Below are 18,299 nucleotides of genomic sequence, written 5' to 3'. Positions count from 1 at the left end.
GTGCACGTCGGGCGCGTCGTCGCGTTGCGGGTGGACGAGGTCGCCATGCCTGGTGGCGGTACGGCATCGCGCGAGGTGGTGGAACACCTCGGCGCGGTGGCGGTGGTGGCCTTGGACGAGGCCGGTGCGGTGAGGTTGATCCACCAGTACCGGCACCCGCTGGGCCGGCGGCTCTGGGAGCTGCCGGCCGGGTTGTTGGACGCGGGTGACGAGACGCCGCTGGCCGCCGCGGAGCGGGAGCTGGCCGAGGAGGTCGGGCTCGCGGCGTCGGAGTGGGTGACGTTGGTGGACGTTGCCGTGTCACCCGGGTTCACCGACGAGGTGGTGCGGGTGTTCCTGGCTCGTGGGCTCACCGAGGTCGATCGCGACGTGCAGGGCGAGGAGGAGGCCGACCTGGAGGCGAAGAGCTTCCCGTTGGCCGAGGCGGTGGACATGGTCCTGGCCGGGGAGATCGTCAACGGCCCCGCCGTGTCCGGGCTGCTCGCCGCGCACGCCGTGGTCACCGGCGGCGGAACGGGGCGCCCCTCCGACGCCCCGTTCACCGACCGCCCGACCCGCTTCGCGGCCCGCTCCAGCTGACCTGGACGTCGACCTCACCGACCCCGACCGTTCGACACGCGGGCTCCACCCGTTCGACCCACTCGCGTGTCGAACGCTCTGGTCCCGCGTGTCGAACGCTCAGGTCGCCTGAGTCCTACGTTCAGAACGCGTGAGTCGTACGTTCAGGTCGCCTGAGTCCTACGTTCGGAACGTGTGAGTTCAACGTTCAGGTGCAGGTCGGGCAGGGGCGGGTGCTCGTACTCGCGGTCGAACGGCGTGGTGCCGCGCGGTGAGCGCACGCCTCGCCGCTTCTCCTCCCGGCGGATCGCCGCGTAGTTCTCCACGTGCAGCTTCCACCGGCCTCGCAGCACCAGCAGCACCTCCAGCGCCGCCGCCAACGCCCGCTCGTCGCGCTGGAACGGACCCGCCACCAGCTCCAGGTAACGCATGGTGTCCTCGTACGGCGCCGCGTGGAAGCGCCGCACGCACGAGCGGAACGCCGACACGCGGTGCGGCAGGGGCAGGGTCGCGTCGCCTGCCCGGTGTGCGTACCAGGAGAAGCCCACGGTTGGTGAGTATCCGGGGCAGGGGGAAGCGGATAATGGCGTTCGTGGGTGTGAGAGGGCCGTTGGCGGTGGCCGCGGCGGCGGTGGGTGGGTGCGGGGTGCTGTTGTTCGTCGACCCCAACCAGCCCGGGTCGCTCCTGCCGCCGTGCCCGCTCTACGCGTTGACCGGCATCCAGTGCCCGGCCTGCGGGTCGACCCGGATGGTCCACGCCCTGCTGCACGGCGACCTGGTCGCGGCCTGGCAGTTCAACGCCGTGATGCTGCTGGTCGGGCTGCCGCTGCTGGCCTGGCTGTGGGTGCGGTGGTTCCGGGCGGCCAGGCGGGGACGGCCGGCGCCGCCGGTGTCGCGGAACGTCGGCGTGCCGGTGGTGGCGCTGGCCGTCACCTGGATGGTCGTGCGGAACCTAGTCGCGTAGCTTGCGGCCCTGGCTGTCGGTGCCGCCGTTGACCAGCAGGACGATCCCGTCGATCAACGACCAGATGCCGCACCCGCCGCAGGTCAGCAGCTGTGCGATGCCGATCGCCGTGTCACCCATGTAGAACCGGCCGATGCCGAACGGCAGCGCCAGCTGCAGCACGCCCGCCGCGATGCGCGACTTGTCCGACAACGGCTGCCCGGTCACCGGGTCGAAGCCGTACGGCGCGTTGGGGTTGAACCCGGGCGGGTAGCCGTACGCCGGGCCGTAGGGCTGGGACGGGTCCGCGTAGCCGGGCGGCGGGTAGCCGGGGATGCCCTGGCCGGGCGTGGCGGCGTAACCGGGCGGCGGCGGGGTCGGGTACGCGGCCGTCGGCGGGTAGCCGGGCGGCAGGAACACCGGGTGCGGCTGCGGCAGGTCGTGGAACAGCGCCGCCAGCTCCTGCGCGGACTGGGCCGCGGACGCGTAGCCGACGCGCTGCTCGTACTCGCCGATCTCCAGGCGACCGGCCGCGAAGTGGTCGTTCAGCGCGCTGATCGCCTCTTCGCGCTGCTGGTCGCCGATGCGCACCTGGTGTGGTTCCGACACACGTCAACGCTAACAGCCGCGTGCCGCTGATCGAGCCGGAACCCGCTGGTCGACCTACGCTTCGGGGGTGCTGGTCGGCGTTCCCCGAGAGGTGAAGAACCACGAGCACCGGGTCGCCATCACCCCCGCCGGTGTGGTGGAGCTGGTGCGCCGGGGCCACCGCGTGCTGATCGAGGCGGGAGCCGGCGGCGGTTCCTCGATCCCGGACCGCGAGTTCGCGGCGTCCGGCGCGGAGGTCGTGCCCGACGTCGACGACGTGTGGGGCGACGCCGAGCTGGTGCTCAAGGTGAAGGAGCCGGTGGCCGAGGAGTTCCACCGGATGCGGCCGGGGCAGACCCTGTTCACCTACCTGCACCTGGCCGCCGACGCCCGCTGCACGCAGGCGATCATCACCTCCGGCATCGACGCCATCGCCTACGAGACCGTGCAGCCGGCGGACGGCTCGTTGCCGTTGCTCGCGCCGATGAGCGAGGTCGCCGGGCGGATGGCCGTGCAGGTCGGCGCGCACTGCCTGGAGCGCAACCAGGGTGGGCGCGGTGTGCTGCTCGGCGGCGTGCCCGGCGTGCCGGCGGGGAAGGTGGCGGTGATCGGCGCGGGGGTGGCGGGCATGAACGCCGCCGCGGTGGCCGTGGGCATGCAGGCCGAGGTGGTCGTGCTGGACACCAACGTCAACCGGCTGCGGCAGATCGACTTCGCCTACCGGGGGCACCTGCAGACCGTGGCGAGCAACTCGTACGAGGTGGAGAAGGCGTGCCGGTGGGCGGACCTGGTGATCGGCGCGGTGCTCGTGCCGGGCGCCAGGGCCCCGACGCTGGTGGGCAACGAGCTCGTGTCGACCATGCGGTCCGGCTCGGTGCTCGTGGACATCGCCATCGACCAGGGCGGTTGCTTCGCCGACTCACGGCCGACCACGCACGACGACCCGACTTACCGGGTGCACGGTTCGGTGTTCTACTGCGTGGCGAACATGCCGGGCGCGGTGCCGCACACCTCGACGTGGGCGCTCACGAACGTCACACTGCCCTACGTGACGGCGCTGGCGGACAAGGGCTTTCGACGGGCGATCGGCGACGACCCGGCGTTGGCGAAGGGCGTGAACGCGGTGCGCGGCACCATTGTGCAGGCCGAGGTGGCGAAGGCGCACGGGCTGCGGCACGTTCCGCTGGACCTGCTGTGAGCGGTCGGCGGGGGAGCGGTCCGGTGGCGGCGGGCGGCGGGACGCCGGAATTGTCGGACCCCTCTGGGAGAATGAAAGCAGGGGACCCCCTGGCGGGGACCCCCGCGGGGCATGCGCCCGGGTCGACATCGGAGGCGGGGACTCCCGCGGGAGATGCTCCGGAAGCGCGGGCGACGGCGGCGGCGCGGGCGATCGGCGCGTACCTCGACCACCTGGCGGTGGAGCGGGGCACGGCGCGCAACACGCTCGACTCCTACGGCCGCGACCTGCGCCGGTACGTAGCCCACCTGGCGGCCAACGGGGTCGACGACCTCGCCGACGTCACCGAAGCCCTGGTCGGGGACTTCCTGGCCACGTTGCGCGAATCCGGGCTGGCCGCCTCCTCCGCCGCGCGCACCCTGGTCGCGGTCCGGGGGTTGCACCGCTTCGCGCACCTCGAAGGCATCACCGCGCAGGACCCCGCCCGCGCCGTCCACCCGCCGACCCCGCCGCGCAGGCTGCCCAAGGCACTGCCCGTCGACGACGTGCTGAAGCTCCTCGAAGGCCCCGCCGACACCCCCGCCCACCTGCGCGACCGCGCCCTCCTGGAACTGCTGTACTCCACCGGCGCGCGGATCTCCGAGGTCGTCGGGCTCGACGTGGACGACGTCGACGCCGCCGAACGCACCGTGCTGCTCGACGGCAAGGGCGGCAAGCAGCGCATCGTGCCGGTCGGCCGCCCGGCGCTCGCGGCGCTGGAGGCGTACCTCGTGCGAGCCCGCCCGACCCTGGCCAAGCGCGGCACGCCCGCGCTGTTCCTCAACGCCCGCGGCGGCAGGTTGAGCCGGCAGTCGGCGTGGCAGGTGCTGAAGACGGCGGCCGAACGCGCGGGCGTCGAAGCCGAAGTCTCACCGCACACGCTGCGGCACTCGTTCGCCACCCACCTGCTGGAAGGCGGCGCGGACGTGCGGGTCGTGCAGGAATTGCTCGGTCACGCCTCCGTGACGACGACGCAGGTGTACACACTGGTCACCGTCAACACCTTGCGCGAGGTCTACGCGACCGCCCATCCTCGCGCATCGGGTGGAACATGAGCGGTCCACGGGTACCGTGGGTGGGCCGCTCGCCCGACCGGGCGCCCACCCACGTCCGATGAGCCCGACGAGCTGGAGGTGCCGACCCGGTGCCGAACTTGGACGAGCCCGAGCGCAGCGCGATCGAGCTGGGCGCGGTGCTGCACGCGTTGAGCGACGCCACCCGGCTGGCGGTGGTGCGGCAGATCGAATCCGACGGCGAGCGCCTGTGCGGCGCGCTGATGGTGGAGGTCGCCAAGTCCACGTTGTCGCAGCACCTGCGCGTGCTGCGGGAAGCGGGCATCACCCGGACCAGGGCCCGCGGGAACCAGCGGTGGGTGTCGCTGCGGCGCGACGACCTCGACGAGCTGTTCCCCGGACTGCTCGACGTGGTGCTCCGCGCGGCCGAGCGGAGCTGCCGCGACGCCCGTGACCACGCCGCCGACCGGACCGGGGCGCAGGCGGGCGCGACGCCCTGAGCCCGCGCCGGGCCCTCGCGAAACGCGCTGAGAACGATTGACCGCGCTTCGGCGGGGCGCGTTGCCGGTGGACCCCGGTGTGCCTAGGCTGCGCCCAGGCAGAGGACTAGGAATCGGGAAGGCGATGTCGACACCGGAGCACGCGGGTCAGGCGTGGGGAGCACCTCCACCACCCCCGCAACCGTCCGGTGTGCCGCGCGCCTCGGTCGAGCTGAGCCTCGCCCCGCACGCCGCACCCGCGGACGAAGACACGACCGAGCAGGTAGCGGGCGACATCGGGCCGACCGGCCGTCCGTTGCGCTACGTCGCCGACCCACCGCTCATCGCCCGGCACGGTCCGGCGAAGATCCTCGCGGTGTGCAACCAGAAGGGCGGGGTCGGCAAGACCACGTCCACCATCAACCTCGGCGCGGCGCTGACCGAGTACGGCCGCAAGGTGCTGCTGGTCGACTTCGACCCGCAGGGCGCGCTGTCGGTCGGCCTCGGCGTGCACCCGCACCAGCTCGACCAGACCATCTACAACGTGATCATGGAGCGCGACGTCGGCGTCCGCGACGTGATCATGCGCACCCCGGTCGAGGGCATGGACCTGCTGCCCAGCAACATCGACCTGTCCGCCGCGGAGATCCAGCTGGTCTCCGAGGTGGGCCGGGAGCACACGCTGGTCCGCACGCTGCGCCCGGTCATCGAGCACTACGACTACGTGCTGGTGGACTGCCAGCCGTCGCTCGGCCTGCTCACGGTCAACGCCCTCGCGGCGGCTGACGGCGTCCTCATCCCGCTGGAGTGCGAGTTCTTCAGCCTGCGCGGGGTCGCCCTGTTGATAGACACCATCGAGAAGGTCAGGGAGCGGTTGAACCCGAAGCTGGAGATCACCGGGATCCTCGCCACCATGTACGACCCGCGCACGCTGCACTCCCGCGAGGTGATGGCGCGCGTGGTCGAGGCGTTCGGCGACGTCGTGTTCGACACGGTGATCAACCGCACCGTCCGGTTCCCGGAGACGACCGTCGCCGGCGAGCCGATCACCAGCTGGGCGCCCCGCTCGTCGGGCGCGAAGGCCTACCGCGCGTTGGCGCGCGAGGTGATCGCCCGGTGACCCGACGCCCATCACTGCCGGGCGCGTCCGAGCTGTTCCGCCTCACGACCGGCGCCGCCGCCGACGTGCCCGCTCAAGAGCAGTCGGCGCCGCGGCGGGGCACGGGGCGACAGAAGCACTCGACGAAGATCACCGTGTACGTGTCCGACGAGGAGCTGCTGGCGCTGGAGCACGCGCGGCTGGCGCTGCGCGGCGAGCACGGTCTCGCGGTCGACCGCGGGCGCGTGGTGCGCGAGGCCATCGCGATCGTGCTGGACGACCTCGAAGGGCACGGCGAGGAGTCGCTGCTGGTCCGTAGGTTGCGCGAGCAGTGAGCGGTGACGCACCCGAGACCGAACCCGAAGTCGCCGCGCCGGTCGAGGTGGTCGAGGCAGTCGAGGTGGTCGAGCCCGCGGCGCCGGACGACGGCCGGTTCAAGGTCAAGCTGACCAACTTCGAGGGACCGTTCGACCTGCTGCTCCAGCTGATCTCGCAGCACACGCTCGACGTGACCGAGGTGGCGCTGCACACCGTCACCGACGACTTCATCGCCTACATCCGCGCGTTGGGCGACCAGTGGGACCTCGACGAGACGACCGAGTTCCTGGTCATCGCGGCGACCCTGCTCGACCTGAAGGCGGCCCGCCTGCTGCCCTCGGGCGACGTGGAGGACGAGGACGACCTGGCGCTGCTGGAGGCGCGTGACCTGCTGTTCGCGCGGCTGCTGCAGTACCGGGCGTACAAGCAGGTCGCGGCGCTGTTCGCGGAGCTGGAGCGGGGCGCGTACCGGCGCTACCCGCGGTCGGTGGCGCTGGAGGAGCGGTACGAGGGGCTGCTGCCCGAGGTGATGCTGGGGGTGGACGCCCGGCGGTTCAGCGAGATCGCCGCGGTCGTGTTCCGGCCCAAACCGCCGCCGACGGTGTCGACCTCGCACATCCACCAGCACCGGGTGTCGGTGCGCGAGCACGCGGACATGCTGCGGGCACGGCTGGCGGAGCTGGGGACGGCCACGTTCGCCGAGCTGATCGCCGAGTGCACGGAGACCATGGAGGTCGTGGCGCGGTTCCTGGCGCTGCTGGAGCTGTACCGCGAGCAGTCGCTGGCCTTCGAGCAGCCCGATCCGCTGGGCGAGCTGCGCATCACGTGGGTCGGCGGCACGATCGAGCAGGCGCAGGCGCAGGCCCGCGACGAGGACGAGGAGTACGGGTGAGCGACCACGCAGCGACCGGCCCCGAGCCGAGGGCGGCCGTCGAGCCGGTGGTCGGGCCCGACGTGGCGGTGGAGTCGGTCGCGGCCGGGTTCGAGCAGGTCACAGGCCCGGACGGCGTGGCCGGGCCTGCCGCGGACGTGCCTGGACCCGCCGCCGTCGCCGAGCCCGGGATCGTGCCGGAGGCCGAGGACGAGGTCGAGGCAGGCGGGCTGCCGGACCTCTCCGACGACGCCGAGTTCGACGGCGCGCTGGAGTCGATCCTCCTCGTCGTGGACAGCCCGATCGCCGAGGAGCAGCTCGCGGGCGTCCTCGACCAGTCCGTGAAGCGCGTCACCGCCGCCCTGCGCCGGCTGGCCGACCGGTACACCGAGCAGGGCAGCGGCATCGACCTGCGTAGAATCGGGGACGGCTGGCGGTTCTACACGAGGGACCGCTACGCGCCATTCGTGGAGAAGCTGCTGCTCGACGGGCAGCGCGCCAAGCTCACCCGGGCCGCGTTGGAGACACTCGCGGTCATCGCCTACCGGCAGCCCGTGACCAGGGCGCGGATCGCGGCGGTGCGCGGGGTGAACGTGGACGGCGTCATCCGCACGCTCGTCGCGCGCGGCCTGATCGCCGAGACGGGCACGGACTCCGACACGGGTGGCATCCTTTACCGCACGACCGAACTGTTCCTGGAGCGGTTGGGGCTGTCGTCGCTGGGCGACCTGCCGCCGATCGCCCCCCTCCTGCCCGAAGTGGATGCGATCGACGATGTCTGACCAGGCCAACCCCGAGGGGATCCGGCTCCAGAAGGTGCTCGCCAAGGCGGGCATCGCCTCGCGGCGGGTCGCCGAGGAGCTGATCGAACTCGGCCGCGTCCAGGTCGACGGCGAGGTGGTCCGCGAGCAGGGCCGCCGCGTCGACCCGGACACCGCGGTCGTGCACGTCGACGGCGTGCGCGTGGTGCTCAAGGAGGACGTGGTCACCATCGCGTTCAACAAGCCGCGCGGTGTCCTGTCCACCATGCACGACGACGCGCACCGCCCGTGCGTCGGCGACTACCTGCACAACCGCAAGGAACGCCTGTTCCACGTCGGCAGGCTGGACGCCGACACCGAGGGCCTGCTGCTGCTGACCAACGACGGCGACCTCGCGCACCGGCTGATGCACCCGTCCTACGAGATCACCAAGACCTACCTGGCCGAGGTGCCCGGCCCGATCCCGAAGGACCTGGGCAAGCGCCTGCGGGCGGGCGTCGAGCTCGAGGACGGCCCGATCGCGGTCGACTCGTTCAAGCTGGTCTCGTCCATGCCGGGCAAGGCGCTGGTCGAGGTGGTCCTGCACGAGGGCCGCAAGCACATCGTGCGCCGCCTGCTCGACCACGTCGGCCACCCCGTCGAGCACCTGGTCCGCACCGCCGTCGGAGAGGTGCGCCTCGGCAACCAGCGCCCCGGCTCGATGCGGGTGCTCAACCGCCAGGAAGTCGGCTCCCTGTACAAGGCCGTGGGGCTGTAGCCGGGGCAGGGGGGGGGGGGGGGGGGGGGGGGGGGGCCGCCCCCCCCCCCCCCCCCCCCCCCCCTCCCCCCTGCGGGAACCACCTACCGGTTCCACCGCCATTCCTACGGCAGACGGGTTGTTCAGTGTCAGCGCGTGGACGCTGAACAGGCTTTTCTGAACAATCGCCCTCGTCGAAGGGGAGGGCGACGATGGCCAGACCGGAGGGCCCGTTACGGGCGGACAGCCGTGACCTGGGCGAGTTCGCCGGCGATCTGAGGGCCCTGCGGGAACGCGCGGGCAGCCCCACGTACCGGCGGCTCGCCCGGGACGCCCACTACTCCGCCGCGGCCCTGTCGGAGGCGGCGAACGGCCGGAAGCTGCCGAGCCTCGCGGTGACGTTGGCGTACGTGCGGGCCTGCGGCGGTGACACCGCGGCGTGGGAGTCGCGCTGGCGGGCGCTGGCCGAACGGGTCGCCGACGCGAACCCGCGCACGCCGCCGGAGGCGACCGGGGCCCCGTACACGGGGCTGGCGGCGTTCCAGGTGCGTGACGCGGACCGGTTCTTCGGCCGCGACCGCGTCGTGCGCGAACTGGTGGGCCTCGTCGCGCGACGCCGGTTCGCCGGGGTGTTCGGCGCGTCCGGCTCGGGCAAGTCGTCGGTGCTGCGGGCGGGCCTGGTGGCGAACTGGGACCGGCCCGCGGTCGTGCTCACGCCCGGCGCGCGGCCGGTGGAGGAGCTGGCGGTGCAGGTCGCCGCGCGCACCGGCCGGGACGCGCCGGCGCTGGCCGCCGAGTTCGCCGCCTACCCGGAGAACCTGCACCTGCGCGTGCGGCAGGCGCTCGTCGGCGGCGACGACGACCTGCTGATCGTGGTCGACCAGTTCGAAGAGGTCTTCACGCTGTGCCAGGAGCCCGCCGACCGGGCCGCGTTCATCGCCGCGCTGACCACCGCCGCGTCCGCGCCGACCAGCCGCACGCGGGTGGTGCTGGGCGTCCGGGCCGACTTCCTCGGCCACTGCGGCCAGTACCCGGAGCTGGTGGAGGCGTTGCGCGGCGGGCACGTGCTGATCGGGCCGATGGCCGCGGACGAGCTGCGCGAGGCGATCGTGTCACCGGCCGTCGCGGTCGGCTGCAAGGTGGAGACGGCGCTGGTCACGCGCCTGGTCGCGGACGCGGCGGGCCAGCCCGCGGTGCTGCCGCTGGTGTCGCACGCGTTGCTGGAGACGTGGCGCCGGCGGCGCGGTGTCGCGCTGACCCTGGCGGGGTACGAGGAGGTCGGCGGGGTCGAGCACTCGATCGCGCGCAGCGCCGAGCACGTCTACACGGCGATGAGCCCGGCCCGGCAGCTGATCGCCAAGCAGGTGTTCCTGCGGCTGATCGCGGTCGGCGAGGGCACCGAGGACACCAAGCGCCGCGTCGCCCGCGCCGAGGTCGACCACCACGTCGAGAGCGACAGCGCGGAGGTGCTGGCCGCGTTGGCGCAGGCCCGGCTGGTGGTGCTGGACCGGGACACGGTGGAGCTGGCGCACGAGGCGCTGATCCGCAACTGGCCGCGGCTGCGCGACTGGATCGCCGAGGACCGCGCGGGCCTGCGGGTGCAGCGGATGCTGACCGAGGCCGCGCACACCTGGGAGGCCCTGGACCGCGACCCCGGCGCGCTGTACCGGGGCACCCGGCTGGCGCTGGTGCGCGAGTGGGTCGACGGCACGCGGGGGCTCACGCCCGGCGAGATCCGGTTCCTGGAGGCCAGCATCGCCGCGGACGACGCGGTGCACGCCATCGAGCACCGCCGCACCCGGCGGCTGCGGCAGCTGGTGTCGGTGATGGCCGTGCTGCTGGTGCTGGCGTCCAGCGCGATCGTGTTCGCGTTCAACGCCGAGCGGTCCGCGACCGAGCAGCGCAACATCGCGTTGGCGCACAAGGTGATCACCCAGGCCGCCGCGCTGCGCGACGAGGACCCGGCGCTGTCGTTGCAGCTCACGCTGGCCGCGCACCGGCTCGCGCCGCTGCCGGAGACGCGGGACGCGTTGTTCGCCGCGTTCACCGAGCCCTACGCGACCCGGATCGGCGGGGTCCGCGCGGTGGCGGTCAGCCCGGCCGCCTCGCTGCTCGCCGTCGTCGACGACACCACCACCGCGGACGTGCGGCTGGTGGACATGACCGACCCCCACCGCCCGGAGCACCTCGGCGCGTTGGCCGGGCTGGGCGCGACCCGCGTGGTGGCGTTCTCCGACGACGGCCAGTGGCTCGCCGGTGCGTCCGAGGACTGCATCGTGGTGTGGCGGGTGACGGATCCCCGCCGTCCGGTGATCGTGCACCGGCTCACCGACCTGTCGAGCGAGCCGACGCTGGACCTGGCGTTCTCGCCCGACTCCCGCTACCTCGTGGCCGGGTTCGTCGCCGGTCGGGCGCGCGCGTGGGACCTGGCCGCCGGCGGTATGCGGGCGGACCTGCCGGTGACGGGCGAGTCGTCGCCCGAGGTGGCCTTCCTGTCCGGGCACGTGGTCGCGGTCGGTTCCGGCGACCGGGTGCACGCGGTCGACCTGGCCACCGGCGCGTCCGCCGTGCTGGTCGGCGGCGTCGGCGCGGTCACCGCGCTGGCGGTCGGAGACGGCGGCCGGGTGCTGGCCACGGCGGGGGAGGACCGGGTGGTGCGGCTGTGGGAGGTCGTCGACCGGGGTGGGCCCGCGCGGCAGACCGCCGCCCTGCGGCACGGCGGTGACGTGCGCGCCCTGGCGTTCAACGGTGACGCGCGGGTGCTGGCCACGGCGGGCGACGACCGGTCCGCGCGGCTGTGGGACGTCACCGACCGGCACGCGCCGCTCCAGTCCGCCGCGCTCGACGGGCACCTCGGCGCGGTCACCGCGGTCGCCTTCGCCGCCGAGGGGCGCAGCCTCGTCACCGCGGGGAGCGACCGGTCCACCCGGCTCACCGACCTCACCGACCTGCCGGTCGCGCACCCCGCGACGGTGCGCGCGGTCACGGTCGCCGCCGAACGCCCCCTCGCCGCCACCGTGGACGTCGAGGGCGAGCTCCGGCTCGTCGACATCTCCGAGCCGCGCGGTCCGCGCACCGCCTGGGCCTTGACCGCGCACCCGGGCCCGGTCCGCACCGCGGCGCTGAGCCCGGACGGCGAGCACCTGGTCACCGTGGCCGAAGACGCCCGGGTGCGGGTGTGGCGGACCACCAACCTGGTCTCGCCCGACCTGGTCGGCGAGGCGGGGCGGGCGCACCTGGTGGCGTTCAGCCCGAAGGGCGGGTACTTCGCCACCGGCGGCCTCGACGACGGCGTGACGCGGCTGTGGGACGTCGTAACCACGACGAAGATCGCCGAGCTGACCGACGAGGCGAACCCGGAGCTCGTGGCCAGCGCGCTGGCGTTCGACCGGACCGGCGACCGGTTGGTGGTCGCCAAGTACGGCGGGGCGGTCGAGGAGTGGGACACGACCGTCCCGATGCGGCCCGAGCGGTTCCGCCGCGACGCGCTGGACTTCGCCACGTACGTCGTCGCGGTGCCGTCGGCGCCCGGCGGCGTGGTGACGGTGGAGTCCGACGGCAAGGCCGTGCTGTGGCGCCACCCCGAGCAGCGGCACGATCCCGACGACGTCGTGGCGGTGCGGTTCGGCTCGGCCGAGTCGCTCGGCTCGGCGGTGCGCGCGGTCGCCGTGTTCGACGACCTGCTGGTGGCCGCCGACGCCGACGGCACCCTGCGCCTGTACGACGTGCCTGCCGACGGGGCCCTCCGGCAGTCGGCGGTGTTCGCCGCGCACTCCTCGGGCGCGAACTCGGTGGCGTTCGCGCCCGAAGGGCGGACGTTGGTCAGCGCGGGCGATTCGGTGCTGCGGTTCTGGGAGACCGACCTGGACGCGGTGGTGGACCGGATCTGCGCCACCGCGCACCCCGGGATCACCGGGCGGCAGTGGGCGGGTTACTTCCCCGACTTGCCCTACGACCCGCCGTGTGCCAACCCCTGATTCCACTGAGCGGAAGGCAAGCCGATCGCCCCGCCACCTGCGGGCCGGCGTTGCAAGATCACATCATGAAGTTTTCCCGCCACTCATTGTGGCGGGGGACTTCACTCTCTAGATTGAGCCGGGTTGGCTGGGGTTGATCAACTGGGAAGAGGCGTTTGCGCGTGCGTGCGCTCACCCGAGGACTGCTCGGTGTGGCCGGGTTCCTCGTCATCTGGGAGCTGTTCGGCCGGTTCCGGCTGGTTCCCTCGGAGTACCTGCCACCGCCGTCCGTCGTAGCGGTGGAACTCGTGAAGTTGTTGGGGGATGAGGCTTTCCTGCGGGACGTCATCGCGACGGTCCTCGCCGTGCTCATCGCCGTGGCGCTGTCGGTCGGGATCGCCGTCCCGCTCGGCCTCGTCCTGGGCAGCGTGGCGCCCGTCCGGCACGCGACCCGCGCCGTCGTCGAGTTCCTGCGCCCCATCCCGTCGGTGGCGCTGATCCCGCTGGCGGTGCTGCTGCTCGGCATCGGACCGGAAACCAAGATCACCCTCGCCGTGTACGCGGCGATCTGGCCCATCCTGTTCAACACCATCTACGCGCTCGACGAGCTCGACCCCCTGCTGGTCGAGACCGCGCGGGCGTTCGGCTCCGGCCGGGTGCGCGTGCTGGCGTCGGTCGCCCTGCCCAGCGCCCTGCCGTTCGTGCTGACCGGAATCCGGCTCGCCGCCACGACGAGCCTGGTCGTGGTCGTCAGCGTGGAGCTGCTGGAAGGCGGGTCCGGCGGCATCGGGCAGTACATCGCGATCGCGCGCAGCGGCGCGGGGCGGATGGACATCGTCCTGGCCGGCACGGTGGTCGCGGGCGTCATCGGCTACCTGCTCAACGAAGGGCTGGAACGCGCGCAGCGCCGCTGGGTCGGCTGGAGCGCGGTCACCGGAGGTCGGTCGTGAGTCGATTCCTGCAGCGGTGGGCGGTGTTCGCGGGCCTCGTCGTGGTCTGGGAACTGCTCACCTGGTACGCCGACGACACGTTCTTCCCCCGCCCCACCGAGATCGCCGTGGCCGCGCACGACCTGTGGTTCTCCGGCCCGGCCGATGACCTGTTCCTGACCGACACGGTGTTCGACCACGTGTTCCCGAGCATCGGCCGGCTGCTCGCCGGCTGGGGCATCGCGGCCGTCGTCGGCGTCTCGCTCGGCGTGGCGCTCGGCCGCTCGGAGAAGGCCGCGGAGTACGCCGGGCCCCTGCTGACGTTCATGCGCTCGATCCCGCCGCCCCTGCTGGTGCCGGTGTTCCTGCTCTTGTTCAGCGTCGGCACCACCATGCAGCTCGCCACGATCGTCTTCGGCGTGCTGTGGCCCATCCTGCTCAACAGCATCGACGGCGCCCGTTCCGTCGACGCCACGAAGTTCGAGACCTCGGCGGTGTTCCGCATCCCCAAGCCACAGTGGATCCTCGGTGTCGTCCTGCCCTCCGCGGCGCCGAAGATCTTCGCCGGGCTGCGGGTCTCCCTGTCGCTGTCGCTGGTGCTCATGGTCGTGTCCGAACTCGTCGGAACCGACAACGGGATCGGGTCGCAACTCCTCGTCGCACAGCGGGAGTTCGACTTCCCCGACATGTGGGCCGGGATCATCCTGCTGGGTGTCCTCGGCTATGCCCTCAACACCGTGCTCCTCGGCTTCGAGCGCAAAGCCCTTGCGTGGCAACCGAAGCAGGAGCGCACCCCCGCGACGGTGGAGGAAAAAGCAGTATGACCGCGATGCTCGAAGTGGCCGACCTCGGCCACACCTACCAGGCGAAGGACGGCGCGCACACCGCGATCGCCGACCTGTCGTTCACCGTCGGCACCGGCGAGTTGGTCTGCGTCGTCGGCCCGTCCGGCTGCGGCAAGTCCACGCTGCTGCGCACCATCTCCGGGCTGATCCGCCCCACCCGCGGCGAGATCAGCCTGCACGGCAACGAGGTCCGCGGCGTGCCCGACGACCTCGCCGTGGTGTTCCAGGACTACAGCCGCTCGCTGTTCCCCTGGCTGACGGTGCAGAAGAACGTCGAGTTCCCGCTGCGCCGCACCCTGGGCCGCGCCGAGCGCCGCACGCGCGCGGCCGAGGCGCTGGAGTGGGTCGGCCTGTCGGCGGCCGGCCGCAAGTACCCGTGGCAGCTGTCCGGCGGCATGCAGCAGCGCGTCGCCATCGCCAGGGCGCTGGCCTACCGGCCCGCGCTGCTGCTGATGGACGAGCCGTTCGCCTCGGTGGACGCGCAGACCCGGTTCGAGCTGGAGGACCTGCTGCTGAAGGTCCGCACCGAGCAGGACACCACGGTCCTCGTGGTGACGCACGACATCGACGAGAGCGTCTACCTGGGAGACCGGATCCTCGTGCTCTCCACGTCGCCCGCGTCCGTGGTGGCGGACCTGAAGGTCGACCTGCCCGCCGAGCGCGACCAGATCACCACCCGCGAGTCCGAGGCGTTCGTCGCGCTGCGGGCCGAGGTGGCGCGGCTGCTGAACGTCGGCAAGACCTCCGAGGAGGTCAAGGCGCGGCGCAAGGCGAACGAGGAGCAGGCGGCGAAGTGGGCCGAGGCGGAGCGGGCGGAGGTCTCGCGCGCCGAGGCCGAGGAGCGCGCCACGACGTGACCGGCCTTTCCTAGGCCCAGGACGCCCGACGGGCGATCCGCGGCTTGTCGGCCCCCTCAGGGGCGCCGGCGCCGTGGGTCGCCCGTTGTCGTGTCCGGGCGCGCCGGCAGCGGTTTCCGGGCGCGGTTTCGACGGCGATCGTTCACAACGATTCGACATCTTTCCCGCCGCGGAAGACCTTCGGCGATGATCACCGCGCCGTCGTCGTGCGATCACGCGCCGTGCGCGTCGAGTGCTTTTCCGGCCGCCTCGCGGAATTGTCCGCCGATGATTTCCGCGCGCCTGGGGCGTCACCGACGGGGTGTCGTCGGGTGCGTCCGGGCGTCCAGCGGGTGGAATCGGCGGCGAATACATCGACCCGATGTCGTGGATGTCCGCGTGGATGTCCGCGCGTGACGACACTTCGAATGTGCCGGTAATTCGATCGGGCCATCGCCTTGTTCTCCGGGTCGAGCACGCCTGAATGCCGTGGCGGAGAACAAGGCGCCGGTGTTCCGGTGTCATTGCGGGGTGTTCCCCCGGTAATGGGGCCCGCTAATCGTAAGATGTTCTGCCTAGGGCCCCACGTAGTTTTGGGCGAAATAGCCGGCCGACGACCCGGAGGCGATGAGGTGTTCGAGTCTGGCTTGACCCAACCGGCTCAGGAACGGCTCCGGCGACCGGTGGATCATGAACACCATCCACTGCGAGAACTCCTGCGCACGCCACACGCGTCGCAGGCACACCTCGGAGTAGCTCCGCAACCCCGTCTCATCACCCGTTCGGTGGTAGCGCGCCAGGGCGTCGGCGAGCACCTCGGCGTCGTGCAACGCGAGGTTCATTCCCTTTGCCCCCACCGGGGTGATGATGTGCGCGGCGTCGCCGAGGAGGTACAGGTTGCCGTGGTTCATTGGTTCGACCACGTGGCTGCGCATGTCGAGGATCCGCTTCTCGACGATGCGCCCCTCGGTGAGCTTCCAGTCGGAGTCCCTGAGCGCCAACCGCTTGTGCAGCTCCGCCCACACGCGCTCGTCCGGCCAGTTGTCCACGGTGTCGTCCACCGGGACCTGGAGGTAGTAGCGCGAAACCGTCGAACTGCGGAGCATATGACCCGCGAATCCGTCCGGGTGAAGTGCGTAAATCACCTTGTGGGTGGACGGCGGCGCCTCGGCCAGGATGCTCAGCCACTCGATGCCGTGCTGGTGGCTGAACTCCTGCACCGCGCCCGCCGGGATGCTGCGCCTCGTCACGCCGTGGAACCCATCCGCGCCCGCGATGAACGAGCAGTCGAGCCGCTCACGGGTGCCGTCGGCGTTCGTCCAGGTCAGAGCCGGTTCGGCGGACTCGATGTCGTGCAGTTCGACGTCCGTGACCGACCACCGCACCGCGCCGCCGCGCTCGTCGACGTAGTGCCGCACGAGGTCCTGGACGACCTCCTGCTGCGGGTAGATGTAGTGGGTCTGCCCGTCGTACAGGGTGGCGTAGTCCACCTCGTGCGCTTCCCCGTTCACCCGGAATTCGCACGCGCCATGCCTGTCCGCCTCTTGGAGCAACCGGTCCGCGAGCCCGTGCTCTGTCAACATTTGCACCGCGCGGTGCTCCAACACCCCGGCGCGCGGCCGGGTCTCGATGTGCTCGCGGGTGCCTTTTTCCAGCACCACGCAGGGGATTCCGGCCTCGCGGAGCAGGTTCCCCAAGGTCAATCCCGCAGGGCCCGCTCCGACGATGCCCACCGGGCGCCGGTTGCTCTGTACGGCCCATTCCGCGTCAAGATCGCTCACCGCATACCCCAACCTCTGGACAGCCTGTGCAAAGATGCTCACCGAAGGTAGTGGATCAGCCTTCGAGTGTCGGTCGACTGGGGTCTTGTCGAACCACTCGTGTCACTTTGAGTGGTTCTGCAGCACCCTGTCGCTCGTGCATCCTGCCCCCGCAAAGTCTTCACTCCAACAGGAGATGCCCCCCATGACTCGAAGAGTCGGCCTCTCGGCACGAAGGATCTTCGGCGTTGTCTCCGCGGTCGCGATGCTCGCCGTCGTCTCCGGCTGCGGTCTGCTCGGTGGCTCCGAGGAGAAGCCCACCGACGCCGCCGCCGCACCGGGCAAGGTCGAAAAGGCCAAGATCACCCTTGGCCTGCTCCCGATCCTCGACGTCGCGTCGGTCCACGTCGCGATCCAGAAGAAGTACTTCCAGGAGGAGGGTCTCGAGGTCAAGATCGAGATCATCCAGGGTGGCGCCGCGGCCATCCCGGGCCTGATCAACGGCGAGCTCGACATCTCCTTCGGCAACTGGGTGTCGTTCTTCGGTGCCGAGGCGAAGGAGGCGGCCAAGGCCGTCGACGGCCTCAAGCTGGTCAGCGACGGCTACCAGGCCAAGCCGGAGATGTTCCTGATCCTCGCGAAGGCCGACTCGCCGATCAAGTCGCCCAAGGACCTCGAGGGCAAGACCATCGCGATCAACACGTTCCGGAACATCGCCGAGCTGACCGCGAAGGCGACCCTGGAAGCCAACGACGTCGACCCCTCCAAGGTGACGTTCAAGGAGTTCCCGTTCCCGGACATGGAAGCGGCGGTGCAGAACGGCACGGTCGACGCGGCCTTCATGGTGGAGCCGTTCATCAGCCGCGCCCAGCGCGCGAGCGGCCAGATCACCGTGCTCGACGCGGCGTCCGGCCCCACCGCGGACATCCCGATCGCGGGCTACGCCACGACCGGCAAGTTCGTGAAGGAGAACCCGAACACCGTCGCCGCGTTCCAGCGCGCGATGGCGAAGGGCCAGCGCGACGCGGCGGACCGCCCCACGGTCGAGCCGCTGCTGGTCGAGTACGCGAAGGTCGACAAGGAAACCGCCAGCCTCGTGCACTTCGGCGAGTTCCCGACCACGCTGGACGCCACCCGCTTGCAGCGCGTGGCGGGTCTGATGCGAACCTACGGCTTGCTGGAGAAGGACTTCGACGTCAAGCCGATGCTGGTCGCCCCGTCAGGTAGCTGACCCGACGGGGGAGCCCGTCGTCGGGGCCGGGCTCCCCCTCGGGTGTTTCCCGTTCGGGTCGAGGGCGTGAAAAAACCATGAACGCCGGTTAGCGATCGTTTAGCGCGTCCACGTGTGGTCCGCGCGACAATGGTTGATTTGCAAACTACCGGCTACCTCG

Annotated in this window: 18 protein-coding genes; 15 read left to right on the top strand and 3 right to left on the bottom strand. The window is 71.7% G+C overall.

Annotated features, from left to right (window positions below; genetic code table 11):
• Window positions 1–579, top strand: a complete 579-nt coding sequence (locus tag LNK82_RS42470; RefSeq protein ID WP_308257506.1) for an NUDIX domain-containing protein — start codon at window positions 1–3, stop codon at window positions 577–579.
• 143 nt (window positions 580–722) lie between these two features.
• Here LNK82_RS42470 and LNK82_RS42465 read toward each other — a convergent pair whose 3' ends face one another.
• Complete coding sequence (locus LNK82_RS42465; protein WP_230572479.1) at window positions 723–1,106, bottom strand: hypothetical protein; 384 nt, start codon at window positions 1,104–1,106, stop codon at window positions 723–725.
• Between the two features lie 44 nt (window positions 1,107–1,150).
• Here LNK82_RS42465 and LNK82_RS42460 point away from each other — a divergent pair, with 44 nt between their 5' ends.
• Entirely contained in the window at window positions 1,151–1,522 is a 372-nt protein-coding gene (locus tag LNK82_RS42460; protein ID WP_230572478.1) for a DUF2752 domain-containing protein, read from the top strand.
• On the opposite strand, the gene LNK82_RS42455 is transcribed toward LNK82_RS42460, so the two are convergent.
• Entirely contained in the window at window positions 1,511–2,110 is a 600-nt protein-coding gene (locus LNK82_RS42455; RefSeq protein ID WP_230572477.1) for a DUF1707 domain-containing protein, read from the bottom strand. The two genes, LNK82_RS42460 and LNK82_RS42455, sit on opposite strands and share 12 nt — an antisense overlap.
• Before the next feature lie 67 nt (window positions 2,111–2,177).
• Here LNK82_RS42455 and ald point away from each other — a divergent pair, with 67 nt between their 5' ends.
• The 12 genes from ald to LNK82_RS42395 all read left to right on the top strand — a co-directional run bounded on the left by ald (window position 2,178) and on the right by LNK82_RS42395 (window position 15,169).
• Entirely contained in the window at window positions 2,178–3,287 is a 1,110-nt protein-coding gene (gene ald / locus LNK82_RS42450; protein ID WP_230572476.1) for an alanine dehydrogenase, read from the top strand.
• A 71-nt stretch (window positions 3,288–3,358) separates the two neighbouring features.
• Window positions 3,359–4,360 carry a site-specific tyrosine recombinase XerD gene (gene xerD / locus LNK82_RS42445; RefSeq protein ID WP_230572475.1) on the top strand — a complete coding sequence of 334 codons (1,002 nt, stop codon included), beginning with the start codon at window positions 3,359–3,361 and terminating at the stop codon, window positions 4,358–4,360.
• Window positions 4,361–4,449: 89 nt separating this feature from the next.
• On the top strand, window positions 4,450–4,818 hold the full coding sequence (locus LNK82_RS42440; RefSeq protein ID WP_230572474.1) for an ArsR/SmtB family transcription factor: 369 nt from the start codon (window positions 4,450–4,452) through the stop codon (window positions 4,816–4,818).
• Between the two features lie 124 nt (window positions 4,819–4,942).
• The gene (locus tag LNK82_RS42435) at window positions 4,943–5,917 is read left to right on the top strand and encodes a ParA family protein (RefSeq protein WP_230572473.1); all 975 of its coding nucleotides are present in this window, start codon (window positions 4,943–4,945) and stop codon (window positions 5,915–5,917) included.
• Window positions 5,914–6,231 carry a hypothetical protein gene (locus LNK82_RS42430; RefSeq protein WP_230572472.1) on the top strand — a complete coding sequence of 106 codons (318 nt, stop codon included), beginning with the start codon at window positions 5,914–5,916 and terminating at the stop codon, window positions 6,229–6,231. Before LNK82_RS42435 ends, LNK82_RS42430 begins: the two co-directional genes overlap by 4 nt.
• Before the next feature lie 47 nt (window positions 6,232–6,278).
• A complete protein-coding gene (locus LNK82_RS42425; RefSeq protein WP_230572492.1) occupies window positions 6,279–7,106 on the top strand; it encodes a segregation and condensation protein A in 828 nt (275 codons plus the stop codon).
• Complete coding sequence (scpB, locus tag LNK82_RS42420; RefSeq protein ID WP_230572471.1) at window positions 7,103–7,867, top strand: SMC-Scp complex subunit ScpB; 765 nt, start codon at window positions 7,103–7,105, stop codon at window positions 7,865–7,867. Before LNK82_RS42425 ends, scpB begins: the two co-directional genes overlap by 4 nt.
• Window positions 7,860–8,603 carry a pseudouridine synthase gene (locus LNK82_RS42415; RefSeq protein WP_230572470.1) on the top strand — a complete coding sequence of 248 codons (744 nt, stop codon included), beginning with the start codon at window positions 7,860–7,862 and terminating at the stop codon, window positions 8,601–8,603. Before scpB ends, LNK82_RS42415 begins: the two co-directional genes overlap by 8 nt.
• A gap of 191 nt (window positions 8,604–8,794) precedes the next feature.
• Window positions 8,795–12,559, top strand: coding sequence for an nSTAND1 domain-containing NTPase (locus LNK82_RS42410; RefSeq protein ID WP_230566271.1), 3,765 nt, complete (start codon window positions 8,795–8,797; stop codon window positions 12,557–12,559).
• A gap of 161 nt (window positions 12,560–12,720) precedes the next feature.
• The gene (locus tag LNK82_RS42405) at window positions 12,721–13,488 is read left to right on the top strand and encodes an ABC transporter permease (RefSeq protein WP_230566270.1); all 768 of its coding nucleotides are present in this window, start codon (window positions 12,721–12,723) and stop codon (window positions 13,486–13,488) included.
• The gene (locus tag LNK82_RS42400; protein ID WP_230566269.1) at window positions 13,485–14,291 is read left to right on the top strand and encodes an ABC transporter permease; all 807 of its coding nucleotides are present in this window, start codon (window positions 13,485–13,487) and stop codon (window positions 14,289–14,291) included. Before LNK82_RS42405 ends, LNK82_RS42400 begins: the two co-directional genes overlap by 4 nt.
• Window positions 14,288–15,169 carry an ABC transporter ATP-binding protein gene (locus tag LNK82_RS42395; RefSeq protein ID WP_230566268.1) on the top strand — a complete coding sequence of 294 codons (882 nt, stop codon included), beginning with the start codon at window positions 14,288–14,290 and terminating at the stop codon, window positions 15,167–15,169. Before LNK82_RS42400 ends, LNK82_RS42395 begins: the two co-directional genes overlap by 4 nt.
• Before the next feature lie 554 nt (window positions 15,170–15,723).
• Here the strand turns inward: LNK82_RS42395 and LNK82_RS42390 are convergent.
• Window positions 15,724–16,881 (bottom strand): 4-hydroxybenzoate 3-monooxygenase, encoded by a 1,158-nt coding sequence (locus LNK82_RS42390; protein ID WP_308257185.1) that lies wholly within the window; start codon window positions 16,879–16,881, stop codon window positions 15,724–15,726.
• A 232-nt stretch (window positions 16,882–17,113) separates the two neighbouring features.
• Between LNK82_RS42390 and LNK82_RS42385 the strand changes: the two genes are divergently transcribed.
• Complete coding sequence (locus tag LNK82_RS42385; RefSeq protein WP_230566266.1) at window positions 17,114–18,139, top strand: ABC transporter substrate-binding protein; 1,026 nt, start codon at window positions 17,114–17,116, stop codon at window positions 18,137–18,139.
• The last annotated feature ends 160 nt before the right edge of the window (window positions 18,140–18,299 follow it).

It is taken from the genome of Saccharothrix luteola, assembly GCF_020859565.1.
Lineage (GTDB): Bacteria > Actinomycetota > Actinomycetes > Mycobacteriales > Pseudonocardiaceae > Actinosynnema > Actinosynnema luteola.
The sequence above is the reverse complement of the archived record's forward strand: the minus strand, read 5'-3'. Positions and strand labels throughout refer to the sequence as shown.

What these genes read in the sequence shown, in the direction of transcription:
- LNK82_RS42415 (WP_230572470.1), top strand. Translation starts at nt 7,860, where the DNA reads ATGTCTGACCAGGCCAACCCCGAGGGGATCCGGCTCCAGAAGGTGCTC.
- LNK82_RS42435 (WP_230572473.1), top strand. Translation starts at nt 4,943, where the DNA reads ATGTCGACACCGGAGCACGCGGGTCAGGCGTGGGGAGCACCTCCACCA.
- xerD (WP_230572475.1), top strand. Translation starts at nt 3,359, where the DNA reads ATGAAAGCAGGGGACCCCCTGGCGGGGACCCCCGCGGGGCATGCGCCC.
- LNK82_RS42395 (WP_230566268.1), top strand. Translation starts at nt 14,288, where the DNA reads ATGACCGCGATGCTCGAAGTGGCCGACCTCGGCCACACCTACCAGGCG.
- LNK82_RS42410 (WP_230566271.1), top strand. Translation starts at nt 8,795, where the DNA reads ATGGCCAGACCGGAGGGCCCGTTACGGGCGGACAGCCGTGACCTGGGC.
- LNK82_RS42385 (WP_230566266.1), top strand. Translation starts at nt 17,114, where the DNA reads ATGACTCGAAGAGTCGGCCTCTCGGCACGAAGGATCTTCGGCGTTGTC.